Annotated in this window: 15 protein-coding genes; 11 read left to right on the top strand and 4 right to left on the bottom strand. The window is 71.4% G+C overall.

The window, feature by feature from the left end; all coding sequences use genetic code 11:
- Nucleotides 1-76 precede the first annotated feature (76 nt).
- Genes HF576_RS06195 through HF576_RS06185 form a run of 3 tightly spaced genes read left to right on the top strand, consistent with a single transcriptional unit; the run spans nucleotide 77 to nucleotide 2,972 of the window.
- Nucleotides 77-1,261, top strand: coding sequence for an acyl-CoA dehydrogenase family protein (locus HF576_RS06195; protein ID WP_168911835.1), 1,185 nt, complete (start codon nucleotides 77-79; stop codon nucleotides 1,259-1,261).
- A 26-nt stretch (nucleotides 1,262-1,287) separates the two neighbouring features.
- Nucleotides 1,288-2,199, top strand: a complete 912-nt coding sequence (mmsB, locus tag HF576_RS06190; protein ID WP_168911834.1) for a 3-hydroxyisobutyrate dehydrogenase — start codon at nucleotides 1,288-1,290, stop codon at nucleotides 2,197-2,199.
- On the top strand, nucleotides 2,196-2,972 hold the full coding sequence (locus tag HF576_RS06185) for an enoyl-CoA hydratase (protein WP_168911833.1): 777 nt from the start codon (nucleotides 2,196-2,198) through the stop codon (nucleotides 2,970-2,972). Before mmsB ends, HF576_RS06185 begins: the two co-directional genes overlap by 4 nt.
- Before the next feature lie 114 nt (nucleotides 2,973-3,086).
- Here HF576_RS06185 and HF576_RS06180 read toward each other — a convergent pair whose 3' ends face one another.
- Nucleotides 3,087-3,623 (bottom strand): MarR family transcriptional regulator, encoded by a 537-nt coding sequence (locus tag HF576_RS06180; protein ID WP_168911832.1) that lies wholly within the window; start codon nucleotides 3,621-3,623, stop codon nucleotides 3,087-3,089.
- Nucleotides 3,624-3,713: 90 nt separating this feature from the next.
- On the opposite strand from HF576_RS06180, the gene HF576_RS06175 reads away from it, so the two are divergent.
- From HF576_RS06175 to HF576_RS06150, 6 genes are all read left to right on the top strand, one after another.
- Nucleotides 3,714-4,490 (top strand): electron transfer flavoprotein subunit beta/FixA family protein, encoded by a 777-nt coding sequence (locus HF576_RS06175; protein ID WP_168911831.1) that lies wholly within the window; start codon nucleotides 3,714-3,716, stop codon nucleotides 4,488-4,490.
- Nucleotides 4,491-4,501: 11 nt separating this feature from the next.
- Complete coding sequence (locus HF576_RS06170; protein WP_168911830.1) at nucleotides 4,502-5,500, top strand: electron transfer flavoprotein subunit alpha/FixB family protein; 999 nt, start codon at nucleotides 4,502-4,504, stop codon at nucleotides 5,498-5,500.
- Between the two features lie 6 nt (nucleotides 5,501-5,506).
- The gene (locus HF576_RS06165; RefSeq protein ID WP_168911829.1) at nucleotides 5,507-7,411 is read left to right on the top strand and encodes a cytochrome b/b6 domain-containing protein; all 1,905 of its coding nucleotides are present in this window, start codon (nucleotides 5,507-5,509) and stop codon (nucleotides 7,409-7,411) included.
- Nucleotides 7,412-7,509: 98 nt separating this feature from the next.
- A complete protein-coding gene (locus tag HF576_RS06160) occupies nucleotides 7,510-8,814 on the top strand; it encodes a sensor histidine kinase (protein WP_168911828.1) in 1,305 nt (434 codons plus the stop codon).
- On the top strand, nucleotides 8,802-9,479 hold the full coding sequence (locus HF576_RS06155) for a response regulator (protein WP_168911827.1): 678 nt from the start codon (nucleotides 8,802-8,804) through the stop codon (nucleotides 9,477-9,479). The genes HF576_RS06160 and HF576_RS06155 overlap by 13 nt, the downstream gene beginning before the upstream one ends.
- A complete protein-coding gene (locus HF576_RS06150) occupies nucleotides 9,476-10,354 on the top strand; it encodes a DUF4097 family beta strand repeat-containing protein (protein ID WP_168911826.1) in 879 nt (292 codons plus the stop codon). Before HF576_RS06155 ends, HF576_RS06150 begins: the two co-directional genes overlap by 4 nt.
- A 65-nt stretch (nucleotides 10,355-10,419) precedes the next feature.
- Here HF576_RS06150 and HF576_RS06145 read toward each other — a convergent pair whose 3' ends face one another.
- From HF576_RS06145 to HF576_RS06135, 3 genes are all read right to left on the bottom strand, one after another.
- A complete protein-coding gene (locus HF576_RS06145; protein ID WP_168911825.1) occupies nucleotides 10,420-11,109 on the bottom strand; it encodes a pentapeptide repeat-containing protein in 690 nt (229 codons plus the stop codon).
- A gap of 10 nt (nucleotides 11,110-11,119) precedes the next feature.
- Nucleotides 11,120-11,905 carry a coenzyme F420-0:L-glutamate ligase gene (cofE, locus tag HF576_RS06140; RefSeq protein ID WP_168911824.1) on the bottom strand — a complete coding sequence of 262 codons (786 nt, stop codon included), beginning with the start codon at nucleotides 11,903-11,905 and terminating at the stop codon, nucleotides 11,120-11,122.
- A gap of 169 nt (nucleotides 11,906-12,074) precedes the next feature.
- On the bottom strand, nucleotides 12,075-12,581 hold the full coding sequence (locus HF576_RS06135) for a GNAT family N-acetyltransferase (protein ID WP_168911823.1): 507 nt from the start codon (nucleotides 12,579-12,581) through the stop codon (nucleotides 12,075-12,077).
- A 312-nt stretch (nucleotides 12,582-12,893) separates the two neighbouring features.
- Between HF576_RS06135 and HF576_RS06130 the strand changes: the two genes are divergently transcribed.
- Both HF576_RS06130 and HF576_RS06125 read left to right on the top strand, forming a co-directional pair.
- Complete coding sequence (locus tag HF576_RS06130; RefSeq protein ID WP_168911822.1) at nucleotides 12,894-13,454, top strand: thioesterase family protein; 561 nt, start codon at nucleotides 12,894-12,896, stop codon at nucleotides 13,452-13,454.
- Nucleotides 13,455-13,574: 120 nt separating this feature from the next.
- Nucleotides 13,575-14,147, top strand: a complete 573-nt coding sequence (locus tag HF576_RS06125; RefSeq protein WP_168911821.1) for a hypothetical protein — start codon at nucleotides 13,575-13,577, stop codon at nucleotides 14,145-14,147.
- Nucleotides 14,148-14,166: the final 19 nt, after the last annotated feature.

Below are 14,166 nucleotides of genomic sequence, written 5' to 3'. Positions count from 1 at the left end.
TGCAGTGCCGACGAGGGCACGAAGACAACGATCCGGATGCCGCACAACGGCGCCGTGGATCGGCGAAGGAGCAACGGTGTCCACCACGATCACCCCCGAGCTGACGACCGACGAGCGGGCAGCGATCCTCGATGCCGTGCGGGAGTTCGCGCAGACCGAACTCGAACCGCACGCGCTGGAGTGGGACGCGGCATCCCACTTCCCTCGCGAGACGCTGCGCCGAGCCGGCGAACTGGGCCTCGGCGGCGTGTACGTGCGCGACGACCTCGGCGGGAGCGGGCTCTCGCGCTCCGATGCCGTCGCGATCTTCGAGCAGCTGGCGCAGGGCGACACCGCGATCGCGGCCTACATCACGATCCACAACATGGTGGCGTGGATGATCGACACCTACGGCACCGAGCCGCAGCGTCAGCAGTGGCTGCCGCTGCTGACGTCGATGGAGGGCTTCGGCAGCTACTGCCTGACCGAGCCCGGAGCGGGTTCGGATGCCGCGGCCATCACCACGAGCGCCATCCGGGTCTCTGACGAGGATGGCGACGACGAGTTCGTGCTGACGGGCGTCAAGCAGTTCATCTCGGGTGCCGGCGAAGCATCCGTCTACATCGTCATGGCGCGCACCGGCGAACCGGGCGCCCGCGGGATCACCGCCTTCCTCGTGCCCGACGGCACGCCGGGACTGTCGTTCGGGGCGACCGAGCACAAGATGGGCTGGAACGCGCAGCCCACGCGCCAGGTGATCCTCGACGAGGTGCGGGTGCCGGCGTCGAGCATCCTCGGCGGTGAAGGGCAGGGGTTCAAGATCGCGATGTCGGCGCTGGACGGCGGCCGCATCAACATCGCCGCGTGCTCGCTGGGCGGAGCGCAGTGGGCGCTGGATCGCGCGGTGCGCTACGTGCACGAGCGCTTCACGTTCGGCGAGCCGCTCGCCGAGAAGCAGTCGGTCGTGTTCACACTCGCCGACATGGCCACCGAGCTGCGCGCCGCGCGCGCGATGGTGCGGGATGCTGCGACCGCGCTGGACGCCAAGATCGCCGGATCCGACGTCGACGACGCCGCGATGCAATGCGCGATGGCCAAACGCTTCGCGACCGACGCCGGGTTCCGGGTCGCGAACGAGGCCCTGCAACTGCACGGCGGCTACGGGTACCTTCACGAGTACGGGATCGAGAAGGTCGTGCGCGACCTGCGCGTGCACCAGATCCTGGAAGGCACGAACGAGATCATGCGCGTCATCATCGGCCGGCAGCTGCTGGCCGGCTGACGCGCCGACGGACAAGGACGTCTGCAATGAGGATCGCATTCCTGGGGCTCGGGCACATGGGCCTGCCGATGGCGAAGAACCTGGCCGCCGCAGGCCACGAGGTGGTCGGCTTCGACGTGATGCCGGCTGCCGTCGAGGCGGCGCGAGAGGCGGGACTGACCGGCGCCGACTCGGGGACGGATGCCGCGGCCGGCGCGTCGGTCGTGTTCACGATGTTCCAGACCGGCCAGCAGGTGCTCGACGCCTATCGCGGCGTCGACGGGGCCGAGGGGCTGCTCAGCGTGGCGGCATCCGGAACGCTCTTCGTCGACTGCTCGACGATCGCCGTCGACGACGCCCGGGCCGCGCACGAGCTCGCCGAAGCCGCAGGACACCGCTCGCTGGACGCCCCCGTGTCGGGAGGGGTGGTCGGGGCCGAGAACGCGACGCTCGCGTTCATGGTGGGCGGGTCGGACGAGGACTTCGAGGCCGCGCGCCCGCTGCTCGAGACGATGGGCCGTCGGGTGGTCCACTGCGGCGGGGCGGGGCTCGGCCAGGCCGCGAAGGTCTGCAACAACATGATCCTCGCGGTGTCGCAGATCGCGGTGGCCGAGGCGTTCGTGCTGGGGGAGCGGCTCGGGCTGTCGCACCAGGCGCTGTTCGACGTCGCCTCCAACGCGTCGGGTCAGTGCTGGGCGCTCACGACCAACTGTCCCGTGCCCGGCCCGGTGCCCACGAGCCCCGCCAACCGCGACTACCAGCCCGGCTTCGCGGGCGCGCTCATGAGCAAGGACCTGGGCCTCGCCGAGCACGCCGTGACATCGGCGGGCGTCGACGCGAAGATGGGGATGCTGGCGCGCGAGGTCTATCGCGAGTTCGCCGAGGGGCCGGGCGCCGGTCAGGACTTCTCGGGCATCATCAACACGATCCGCACGCGGAGCGGGGAAGGCAGCCGATGACCGAGTTCGAGACGATCCTCGTCGACACGCGGGGGAAGGTCGGGTGGATCACCCTCAACCGGCCCGACGCGCTGAACGCCCTGAACACCCAGGTCATGCACGAGGTGGTCGTCGCAGCGTCCGCGTTCGACGCCGACGACGGGATCGGCGCGATCGTCGTCACCGGCTCGGAGCGCGCGTTCGCCGCGGGCGCCGACATCAAGGAGATGGAGGACAAGTCCGGTCTCGACATGGTCATGAGCGACCACTTCGGGGGCTGGGCTCAGTTCGCCGCGGTGCGCACGCCGGTGATCGCTGCCGTGTCGGGCTATGCGCTCGGCGGCGGGTGCGAGCTGGCGATGATGTGCGACATCATCCTCGCGGCCGACACGGCGAAGTTCGGTCAGCCTGAGATCACGCTAGGAGTCATCCCCGGCATGGGCGGGTCGCAGCGGCTCGTCCGCGCCGTGGGCGCCTACAAGGCCGCCGACCTGATCCTCACCGGACGCATGATGGATGCCGCCGAGGCCGAGCGCTCGGGACTGGTCTCACGCGTGGTGCCCGCCGCCGAGCTGCTCGACGAGGCGCAGAAGCTCGCTGACGGCATCGCCGCGAAGTCGCTGCCGTCGCTGTTCGCGGCCAAGGCCGTGCTCGACGCGGCGCTGGAGAGCTCGCTCTCGGAGGGTCTGCGGCTCGAGCGCCACGTCTTCGCGTCGCTGTTCGACACCGCCGACCAGAAGGAGGGCATGGCCGCCTTCCGCGAGAAGCGCCCGCCCGGGTTCGAAAATCGCTGAGTGGAACCCCCGGTCGTTGAGCGAGCGAAGCGAGTCGAAACGTCTCGAGCCGACGTCGCACGCACGTCCGATGCGTTTCGTCTCGCTCGTTCCTCGCTCGCTCGACGACCGGGGTCAGAACGGCTCGGGCTGGGGTCGCGGGTCGGCGAAGTCGCCGGCGTCCTTGCGCAGTCGCGCGATGATCCGCACCAGCTCTGTCGTGTCTTCCTCGGCCAGCCCCGGCTGCTCGAACACCTCGGCGTTGAGCGCGGTCGTCGCCCGCTCCACCAGCGCTCGGCCCGGCTCGGTGAGGACGAGCATCGCTGCGCGCCCGTCCGTCGGATGCGGCTCGCGCGCGACGAGCCCGTCGCGGGCGAGCCGGTCGACGGTGTTCGTGACGCTGGTCGGATGCACCTGGAGGCGCGCGATGGCGCTGGCCATCGGCATCCGTCCCTCTCGTGTGAACCCCAGCAGACGGAGCATCTCGTACCGCGCGAACGACAGGCCGAACGGCTTGAGGGCGGCGTCGATGCGCGCGAACATCAGCTGCTGCGCGCGGATGATCGAGGTGACGGCGGTCATGCCGGCGGCAGCCGATTCCCAGCCGTGCTCGATCCACTGGCGTTTGGCCTCGGCGATCGGATCGACCGGAAGACGCCTGGTTGCTGCCACGTGGACCTCCCGCACCCACCGTACCGGGCGGGCGGTTCGTCGGTCCTGCAGGCCGGGCTTTAGACTCGACGCCAGCGTGAGGAGATCGTCATGAAGATCGTCGTCCTGGTCAAGGAAGTCCCGGATACCTACGGGGATCGCAAGCTGTCGCTGGAAACCGGCCTGGCCGACCGCGCGGCGAGCGAGACGGTGCTCGACGAGATCGGGGAGCGTGCCCTCGAGGTCGCCCTGTCGTACGCCGACAAGACGCCGGGAACCGAGGTCGTCGTGCTGTCGATGACCCCGGAGTCGGCTTCGGCCACGGTGCGCAAGGGGCTCGCGATGGGCGCCGCTTCGGCCGTGCAGGTGGTCGACGACGCTCTGCTGGGCGCCGATCTGGGCCTGACCGCAGAGGTCCTCGCGGCGGCCCTGAAGCGCGTCGGGTTCGACCTCGTGGTCGCGGGCAACCAGTCCACCGACGGCTCGGGCGGCGTCGTGCCGGCGATGGTCGCCGAGCTGCTCGATGTGCCGGCGGCGACGTACCTGAACTCCGTGGAGATCACGGATGCCGCCGTCAGCGGCGTGCGCGCCTCGGACGGCGCGACCATGCAGGTCTCGGCGCCGCTGCCCGCGGTCATCTCGATCACCGAGGCGCTGCCGGACGCGCGGTTCCCGAACTTCAAGGGCATCATGGCGGCGAAGAAGAAGCCGTTCGAGACGCTCTCGCTCGAGGACCTCGGCATCGACCCGCATGATCCGAATGCCTCGCGGTCGATCGTGATCGGGCTCAGTGAGAAGCCGCCGCGTGAGGCGGGCGTGAAGATCGTCGACGAAGGCGATGCGGGCGAGAAGCTCGCCGAGTTCCTCGTCCAGAACCGGCTCGTGTGAGGGTGAGTGAGATGGCTGAATTCGCAGATGACTCGATCCTCGTGCTGCTCGAGACGACCCCCGCTGGAGCGCTTGCCAAGTCCGCGGCCGAGCTCCTGGGTGCGGCCTCCCAGGTCGGGTCGCCCGTCGCACTGGTGATCGGCGACGCGGCGCTGGCGACGGACACTTCGACTCCTTCGTCGCTCAGTGCAAGCGCCGCCGCCCTCGGCGCGGCGTCGGTGCTGGTGGCCCCCCGCGTCGACGGACTGACCGTTCCGGCTGTCGACGCGCTCGCCGCCGCGGCGGACCGCGTGCGGCCGGACGCGATCCTCGTGCCCCACTCGATCGAGGGCCGCGAGGTCGCCGGGCGGTACGCGGCGCGCACGCGCTCGGGTCTCGCCGTCGACGCCGTGGGCGTCTCGCGCGACGCGGAGGGCGTCGTGGCGCACCACTCCGTCTACGGCGGGTCGTACAACGTCGACGCCGCGGTGACGTGGGGCGCGCCCGTCATCACGATCCGGCTGGGATCGGTGGATGCCCGTGCCGAAGCGATCGCTCAGCCGACCGTGCACGAGCTGGACGTGCGAGCCTCGGGCCGCGCGGCGGCGACGGTGTCGTCGGTGGATGCCGCCGTGGTGGCATCGTCGCGTCCCGAACTGCGCGGAGCGGCGAAGGTCGTCTCCGGCGGTCGCGGGCTCGGCTCGGAGGAGAAGTTCGCGCTCGTCGAGCAGCTCGCCGATGCGCTCGGAGCCGCCGTGGGAGCCTCGCGCGCCGCTGTCGACGCGGGCTACGTTCCGCAGACGTACCAGGTGGGGCAGACCGGCGTGTCGGTGTCACCGCAGCTGTACGTCGCGCTCGGCATCTCGGGCGCCATCCAGCACAAGGCCGGCATGCAGACCGCCAAGACCATCGTCGCGATCAACAAGGACGGGGATGCCCCGATCTTCGAGATCGCGGACTTCGGTGTGGTCGGCGACCTGTTCACGGTGGTGCCGCAGCTGATCGCGGCCCTCGAGGCGAAGAAGGCGTAGGGCGCTGTGGCCACCTTCGGTTCTTCGGTGCGCCGCGGCTTGCCGCGCCGTCCCGGCGGCGAGCCGTGGCCGCCGCCCGGCGAGGCGCCCGTCGCGACCGCCGAGCCTGCCCAGGCGGCTGTCGCCGTCGCCCCGGAGCCCACGAGCCCGCAGCACGTGACCCCCGAGGCTGCCGCGGTCACGGTGCCGGTTGTCCAGGGGGCAGAAGCCGCGGGTTCAGAGCCCCTGAACCCGCAGGAAGTGACCCCCGAGGCTGCGCCGGTCGTGGCGCCGGTCGTTGAGCGAGCGGAGCGAGACGAAGCGCCCGGGCCGACGGCATCCGCTGCCCGTCCGGTGCGCCGTGGGCTGCCACGCGTGCCCGGCGGCGAGCCGTGGCCGCCCGCCGGCACCGCGCCGGTCGCTCAGGGGGCAGGCGCTGCGGCTACGACGCCGTCGACCCCGCGGGATGTGACCCCCGAACCTGGGGTTCGGCCGGTCGACCAGGCTCAGCGGGCAGAAGCGGCGACGTCCGTCGCGGCGATGCCGCAGGATGTGACCCCCGAACCCGCGGCGGCGGAAGCGCCCGACGGGGCGACCCGGCTTCGGCGCGGGTTGCCTCGTGTGCCGGGCGGCGAGCCGTGGCCCCCGGCCGGGCTCGCGCCGACGCCGACGCTGGCGACCGGAGCGGAAGTGACGACGGATGCGGCGGCGACAGCGGCCGCGACGGTCCCGGATGCCCCGGCCGCAACCGACGCGCCGGTCCCGGGTGCCGCGCCGACAGCGGCTGCGACGCCCCCGGGTGCCGCTTCGACGCCTGCCCCGCCGGTCGCAGGTGCCGCGACCGCACCGGCTGCGGCGGCCCCGGATGCTGCCGCACCAACGACCGCCCCGGCCCCCGCCGTTGCGGCGACGGCCTCGGGCGTCGCCCTGGACCGGCCGCTGCCCTTCACCCGCACCGTGTGGCCCGGTCGGGCCGCACGTGAGGCCGCACCGGCGGCGGAGCCGAAGCGGATCGGGCCGTTCACGAAGCTGCAGTGGGCGGGCGCGGTCGTCGTCGGTGGCGCGGGGCTGCTGTACGCCGCCGGGATGGCGGTCGCCCTGGTGCGCTGGCTGCTGTCCACCCAGTGGGGCGTCGACTTCCTCGCGGCATACCCGGGGGAGTATCACCTGCCCGAGACGGCGCCCGTCGGCTTCCCCGCCTGGCTCGGGTGGCAGCACTTCTTCAACGTCTTCCTGATAGTGCTGATCATCCGGTCGGGCCTGCGCGTGCGCACCGAGAAGCGTCCGACCGTGTTCTGGTCGCCGCGCACCAACAACCGCCGCAAGATCAGCCTCACCCTGTGGTTCCACCAGTCGCTCGACATCCTGTGGGTGGTCAACGGAGTGATCTTCGTCGTCCTGCTGTTCGTCACGGGGCAGTGGATGCGGATCGTGCCGACCAGCTGGGAGGTGTTCCCCAACGCCGTCTCCGCGACGCTGCAGTACGTGTCGCTCGACTGGCCGACCGAGAACGGCTGGGTGAACTACAACTCGCTGCAGCAGCTCGCCTACTTCGCGACGGTGTTCCTCGCCGCACCGCTGGCCATCATCACGGGCGTGCGCATGTCGGGCATCTGGCCCAAGAACGCCAAGGCGCTGAACAAGGCGTATCCGGTGGAGTGGGCGCGCGCCGTGCACTTCCCGGTGATGCTGTACTTCGTCCTGTTCATCTTCGTGCACGTCGTGCTGGTCTTCGCGACCGGGGCGCTGCGGAACCTCAATCACATGTACGCGGCGCAGGGGTCCGCCGACCCGGACGCGTACGCCATGAACTGGACGGGATTCTGGATCTTCGCGGTCTCGATCCTGGTGATCGCGGCGGCGTGGGTCGCCGCCCGCCCGCTGGTGCTGGCACCCACCGCGCGGTTGTTCGGCAAGGTCTCGGGACGCTGATGTACGCGGGATCCCGGGAGCAGTCTGGGGGATAACCCGAACGCAGGTCTCGGGCTGACTCAGGGGCGCGCGAGGCGCGATCGCCCTACCGTGAGGGTATGAGTTCCGACACCTCCCTCTCCGCGCAGCCTTCCGCGCCGCCTTCCGCGCCGCCCGTCACGTCGCCGTCCACGGCGACGCCGGCCCGGGTCGCCGGCGCGATCGCACAGCTGGCGGCCCTCGGGGTCGTCGGTCCGGTGATCTTCACGGTGCTCGCCACGATGCTGGCGCTGGGCATCGGCCTGCTCGCGGTGCTGGGCATCGGCCTGCTCTTCCTCGTCGCCCTCGCCTACCTGATCTTCGCGCTCGGCTGGCTCGAGGCGGCCCGTGTCGACGGCCTCTACGAGTTCGGCCTGCCGCCCCGCCGCCTGCGGGTCAGCGGTCGTCCCGGTTTCGGCGGCTTCCTGCGGACGCTGTGGCTGCAGGCCATCGATCCGCTGAGCTGGCGCGGGGTCGCCAACGCGGCGATCGCGACCGTGCTGGGGTGGCTCGTGCTGGTCCTCATCGGCTTCGCCGCCTCCGGCGTCGTGCTGGTGTTCGCACCGCTGTTCGCGGAAGACGGCGGCATCACGATGGGCCAGACCAACATCGCCGTCCCGCTCGCGTGGGCCGTGCCTGTCGGCCTGCTGTCGGCGCTCGTCGGCACCGCGGGCGTGATCGGTCTCGGCATCCTGCATGGGATCCTCTCGCGGGCGATCATGGTCCCGTCCCAAGAGGCGCAGCTTGCAGAGGCGGCGCGCACCTCGAGCGTGCAGCGCGAAGGAGCTGTCCGCGCCGCCGACGTCGAGCGCACCCGCCTCGAGCGCGACCTGCACGACGGCGTCCAGCCGCGGCTGGTGTCCGTCGGCATGACGCTGGGCCTCGCGCAGCAGAAGATCGATTCGGACCCGGATGCCGCCAAGGCCCTGGTGGCCGAGGCCCACACCTCGACGAAGGCCGCCATCACCGAGCTGCGCCAGCTGGCGCGCGGCATCCACACCGCCGTCCTCGACGATCGAGGACTCGACGCCGCGCTCTCGGCGCTCGCCGGCCGCTCGGTGGTGCCGGTGCACCTCGATGTGCGCATGGAGGGCCGGTGCAGCCGCGATGCCGAGGCCGCCGCGTACTTCACGATCGCCGAGGCGCTCACCAACGCCGCCAAGCACGCCCGCGCGACCGAATGCCGTGTCGTGGTGCGACTGCGCGAGCCGGGGACGCTGTGGGCGCGAGTCGAAGACAACGGCATCGGCGGAGCCACGGTCATGCCCGGCGGCGGTCTCGACGGCATCATCAACCGCGTCGTCGCGGCCGGCGGTCAGGCCAAGATCGACAGCCCGGCCGGCGGGCCGACGTCGGTGGAGGTGAGCATTCCGTGCGCATCCTGATCTGCGAGGACTCCGCGCTGCTGCGCGAAGGGCTGGTCCGCGTGCTCGAGGACGCCGGACACACCGTCGTCGCCGCGCTCGCCGACGCCTCTCAGCTCGACGAGACAGCCGATCGGACCTCACCCGACCTGTGCATCCTGGACGTGCGCCTGCCGCCGACGTGGACCGACGAAGGCATCCGTGCCGCCCTCGCCCTGCGCAGCCGCCATCCGGCCCTGGCGCTGCTCGTGCTCTCGCAGTACGTCGAAGAGCGCTACGCCGCCGACCTCATCGCCCCCAGTGCCGGATCGCTCGGATACCTGCTGAAGGACCGCGTGGCGGACGTGTCGGACTTCCTCGAGGCCGTCGACCGCATCGCGGGCGGCGCGACCGTGCTGGATCCTGAGGTGGTGGCCCAGCTGCTCAGCAGGCGGGCCCGCGACACCCGGATGCAGCGGCTCACCGACCGCGAAGCATCCGTTCTCGCCCTCATCGCCGAAGGCCGGTCGAACCAGGCCATCGCACGGACGCTGCACGTGAGCGAGGGCAGCGTCGAGAAACACATCACCGCGGTGTTCCAGAAGCTCGGGCTCGAACCCGACGAATCCGGAAACCGCCGAGTGCTCGCCGCACTCGCCCACATCGAGCACGGCGGGATCCCGCCGCAGACAGGAGCAGACCGATGAGCATCGCCACCCCGCCGCCGGCACCGCCCGCGCCTCCGGCGCCGCCGACCCAGAACCCTCCGACGCAGAGCCTGCCGAACCAGCCCGCGCGCGAGTCGTCGCGCGTGGTCGCGATCGTCGTGATCGTGGTGGGCGCCGTGATCCTGCTGGGCGCGATCGTCTCGTCGGTACTCGGCACGTGGGCCGCGGCATCCGTCCACACCACCTCGCGCACCGTGGCCGTCGACGGCGTCACCGAGCTGGACGTCCAGGTCGACGCCGGCGACATGCGGGTCGAGTTCGCCGATATCGACGACGCCGAGCTCGAGGTGCGCAGCGCATGGGGCATCGACCGCTGGACGCTCGCGCGCGACGGCGGCGAGCTCATGATCGCCTCTCCGAACGGCTGGTTCAACGGCTGGTTCGGAGGCTGGCTCGGCGGGAACGGCAGTGCTGTCCTCCGCCTGCCGCAGTCGCTCGAGGGACTGGATGCCGACCTCGGGCTCGCTGCCGGAGACCTGACGGTCGACGGGTCGTTCGACGAGCTCGACCTGCAGGTCGACGCCGGGAGCGCCGAGGTCTCGGGCTCCGCGAACAGCGTCGAGGCGCATCTGAGCGCGGGGCGCGCCGACCTGGTGCTCGACGACGTCGGCGATGCGCAGGTCACAGTGAACGCCGGCTCGCTGGAGGCTGCCTTCTCCGGCAGCGCTCCGAACGAGCTCATCGCCGAGGTCAACGCCGGCTCGCTCCGCCTGGTGGTGCCCGACGGCGAGTACGACGTGAGCTCGGACGTTGCCGCCGGCGACTTCGACAACCGCATCGGCAGCGTGCCCGGGGCCGCCCACACCATCCGGGTCACGGTTTCGGCCGGCGACGCGGTGCTGCGGGCGCAGTAGCCCCACGCCGCCATCACGCCGTCGTCCTCCTGTCGATATCGGCAGGGGGACGACGGCGTTCCGGGTCAGTCGTCGACGAGGATGCCGGTGAGCTCGGCGAGCGCGGGCGCCATGAGCTGCAGCTGCTCTCGCGAGATCGTCGCGCCGCGCAGGCCGGCCATCCCCACGACCTCGAGCACCTCGGCACCCCGCAGGTCGACGTCGGTGAGGTTCGCCCCGCTGACGTTGAGGGCACCGATCCGGCTGCCCGGGAATGCGACGCGACGGGCCGTGGCCTCGAGCAGATCCAGCTCGTCGATCCTGCAGTCGACGAACGCGACGTCGAGCAGCTCGGCGCCCCGGAGGTTGACGAACCCCAGCTTGCAGCGCGTGAAGCGGATGCCCCGCCACGTCGTGTCGAACGCCTCGAACGATCCGAACCGGCTGTCGCGGAACTCGACATCGCGCAGTCCTGAACGGGCGGCGCTCACCACGGGCGCGTCGACGCCGTCGAACACGGACTCGACCACCCGGGCCCCGCGCAGCGTCCACGAGCCGACGGTCGTCCCGGTGACCCGGCATCCGTCGACGGTGTCGCCCGTGCCGAGCGCCCACTCGTCGATCGCGAGCCCGGTGTACTCGATGGCCTCGAACCGGCCGGCCTCGAACGCGGCGGTGTCGCCCGGGGTCAGCCCGGTCAGCAGTGACTCGTCGAAGTCGAAGGCCGGCGCCTGCGCTCCCCGGGATCCTCGGGCTCTCGCCGCACGCGCGTTCATGCCGAGCACACTACGGGGCGCGTCCGACGTCGGCGGCCTGTCCGGCCGCGAATCCCTCGGCGTACGCCTCGTCGGCGCCGAGCCGGAACATGTCCCGCTCGAGAGCTCGGACGATCGACCGCGCGCCGGGCAGCTCGAGCGACCCGACGAGGTCGGCCCGGCCGCGCACGACCGCGACCGGCAGCCGCGCCGCCTTGCCTTTGACCAGGTCTGCGGCGGCGGCGAGCTCGTCGGCGACGCACGGCATGGTCACCACGAGCGGGCGGCCTTCGGCATCCGTCCCCCCTCGCAGGTCCTCGAAGACGTGCACACCGCCCGCGCCGATGGCGTGATCGGTCTGACCCTCGCGCCACGCGCGCCCGAGGGTGTCCGACACGATCACGCCGACCTCGACCCCGAGGCGTTCGCGCAGTCCCGTCGCGATCGTCCTTGCCGACGCGTCGGGGTCCTCCGGCAGCAGCAGCACCGTGCCATCGGGCGTGTTCGAGGCGTCCACGCCGGCCGCTGCCGACACGATGCCCAGGCGGTTCTGAACGATCCGCGTCGTCGAGCCGGTGGGCAACGTGCGGGATGCCACGACCCGCACCGTCTCGGCGGTGATGGCGTCTTCGCGGTCGTCGGCGACGACGAACCGGCCCTCGGCCTTCGACACGATCTTCGAGGTCACCACGAGGATGTCGCCGTCGGCGAGCCCGCCCCCGGCCGCTTGCGAGATCACGTCGACGAGGTCGGTGCCCGCGGTGATCTCGGGGATGCCGTGCAGGGGCCAGATGGTGAGCGGGGGGCGAGGCTGCATCCGTCCAGTCTCGCGGATGCGGGGCGCTCGTCGCCGCGCGGTGTTCCCTTTCGAATCGCGCACTTTGCAGAGGTCGGGTTCAGTTTCGCGACAAGTGCGCGATTCGAAAGCCCTGCGAGAACGACGAAGGGCGTGTCCGGCGAACCGGACACGCCCCGTCGAACGAGCGTCAGCGCACGAAGCGCACTTCGGTGAGCGTCTCACCGAGGAACGGCTCGGTGTGCGTCGCACCGTCGAGCGTGAAGCCGTTGCGCGTGTAGAACCGGTGCGCGCGCGGGTTGTCTTCCGCGACCCACAGGTAGAGCGGCTCGCTGTCGGCCACGACGGCGTCGAAGAGCTTCTGGCCGATGCCCGTGCCGTGGTACGCGTCGAGCAGGTAGATGAAGTACAGCTCGCGGAACCGCGGAGCGTCACGGTCACGGGCGGGACCCGAGCCGGCGAATCCGACGATCTCGCCGTTCACGAGCGCGGCGAACATCTTGAACTCGGGGCCCTGGGCTGCCCAGTGGGTCCACAGCTCGGCCATGCGCTTGGGTGAGACCGCCTCGAGGGCGGCCTTGCTGATGAGGTGGTCGTACGTCTCGTGCCAGCAGGTGGCGTGCACGCGGCCGAGGGCCTCGGCGTCGACGTCTCGCACCGGACGGACGACGATGTCGGTCTGGAGTTCGGCTTCCATGGGCCAGACTCTACGCGCGTCGCCGCGAGACGGGAAATCGCCCCAACCGCCGGTGAACGAGCGATGACGAGCGGAAACCGCAACCCCCGCACTCGGCCGCAGCAGGTTCCGCGCCGCGCACCGGCGCCGACCTTGTTGTTCCCGCGCCGACCATGTCGGCATGGTGGGCGTGAGAACCACAAGGTGGATCGGGGAAAGGACATGGTCGGCGAAGGGCCGCACCCGCGTAGATCTACCCGCAGTGGGATGCCGGCTGTCGGCATCCCACAATCGAATCGGCAGATCGCGCGAGGGTCGCTACCATCGCACCTCGTGAACGTGATCTGGCGGACCCTGCTCGTGATGATCACCGCGCGGCGGCGCGCGAAGCGCCAGGGCCGGCTCGGGCCGACCGGGATCGGGCGGGTGCGGCTGACGACGCTGCCGACCGACATCGACCTGCTGCGCCACATGAACAACGGCCGCTATCTGTCGCTGTTCGACCTCGGCCGGTGGGATCTGCTGGTGCGCACCGGCCTGTGGGACGTGATGCAGCGCCGCGGCTGGTATGCCGTCGTCTCGAGCGAGACCGTCACCTTCCGCAAGTCGCTCAATCTGTGGCAGCGGTTCGACGTCGAGTCGCGCCTGATCGGGCACGACGACAAGGCCATCTACCTCGAGCACCGCGCCGTGGTGGCGGGGGAGGTGTACGCCCGCGCGATCATCCGCGCCCGCATGCTCAAACGCGCCGGCGGCACGCTGTCGCACGAGGAGCTCTTCGCGGCGGTGGGTCGCCCCGAGGGCATCCCCGAGGTCGATGAATGGGTGCATGACTGGGCTGCGGCATCCGCCCTTCCGCCCACTCGCGCAGACGCCCCGAGCGTCTGGAACTGATGCCGGCCTAGCGCACGAAGAGGCGCGCCGCAAGCCGTTTGCCAGGCACCTGCGTGGTGCGGTTGCCTGACGGTCGAAGCGCCGGCCACCCGTCCGGCGCCGGAACCGAAGGAGTGCGCCGTGGACACGACCACCCTCATCTGGATCATCGTCGGCATCGCCGTCCTGCTCGTGATCGTCGTCGTCGCCCTGCTCATGACAGCGCGCAGCCGCCGCGAACGGCGCGTCGAGCACCAGCACGACCGCGCCGAGGAGCTGCGCGAGGACGCACGCTCGACCGAGCTCAAGGCGCTGGAGCGCGAAGCCGACGTCGCTCGGGCACGCGCGGAGACAGCCTCGGCCAACGCGGCCGCCGAAGCGGCGCGCGCTCGCGCCGCGGAAGCGTCCATCGACGCCGAACGGCGTGCAGGCGCGATCGACGAGCATCAGGCCGACGCCGAGAAGCTGCGCGCCGAACAGGCCGAGAAGCTCCGGAAGGCCGACGACGTCGACCCGTACGTGACGGAGGGACGAACGGATGCCCCGGCGGGCGCCCCGCCGGCGGCCACCGCCGACGCTACCCGGCGTGACGCCCGCGATGACGGCACGGTGCGCAGCGACGGCACCGTCCACCACGACGGGACGCGCGACGAAGTGGCCGCCGACGAGATCGTCGACCCGGCGGACCGCCCACGCCGCGCCGACGGTACCTGAGCCGTCATCGTGCGCTGAG

Source organism: Microbacterium salsuginis (assembly GCF_012524205.1).
GTDB lineage: Bacteria > Actinomycetota > Actinomycetes > Actinomycetales > Microbacteriaceae > Microbacterium > Microbacterium salsuginis.
The sequence above is the reverse complement of the archived record's forward strand: the minus strand, read 5'-3'. Positions and strand labels throughout refer to the sequence as shown.

Coding starts and splice junctions, on each gene's coding strand:
- HF576_RS06160 (WP_168911828.1), top strand. CDS start 7,510: ATGAGTTCCGACACCTCCCTCTCCGCGCAGCCTTCCGCGCCGCCTTCC.
- HF576_RS06150 (WP_168911826.1), top strand. CDS start 9,476: ATGAGCATCGCCACCCCGCCGCCGGCACCGCCCGCGCCTCCGGCGCCG.
- HF576_RS06175 (WP_168911831.1), top strand. CDS start 3,714: ATGAAGATCGTCGTCCTGGTCAAGGAAGTCCCGGATACCTACGGGGAT.
- HF576_RS06170 (WP_168911830.1), top strand. CDS start 4,502: ATGGCTGAATTCGCAGATGACTCGATCCTCGTGCTGCTCGAGACGACC.
- mmsB (WP_168911834.1), top strand. CDS start 1,288: ATGAGGATCGCATTCCTGGGGCTCGGGCACATGGGCCTGCCGATGGCG.
- HF576_RS06145 (WP_168911825.1), bottom strand. CDS start 11,109: ATGAACGCGCGTGCGGCGAGAGCCCGAGGATCCCGGGGAGCGCAGGCG.
- cofE (WP_168911824.1), bottom strand. CDS start 11,905: ATGCAGCCTCGCCCCCCGCTCACCATCTGGCCCCTGCACGGCATCCCC.
- HF576_RS06135 (WP_168911823.1), bottom strand. CDS start 12,581: ATGGAAGCCGAACTCCAGACCGACATCGTCGTCCGTCCGGTGCGAGAC.
- HF576_RS06185 (WP_168911833.1), top strand. CDS start 2,196: ATGACCGAGTTCGAGACGATCCTCGTCGACACGCGGGGGAAGGTCGGG.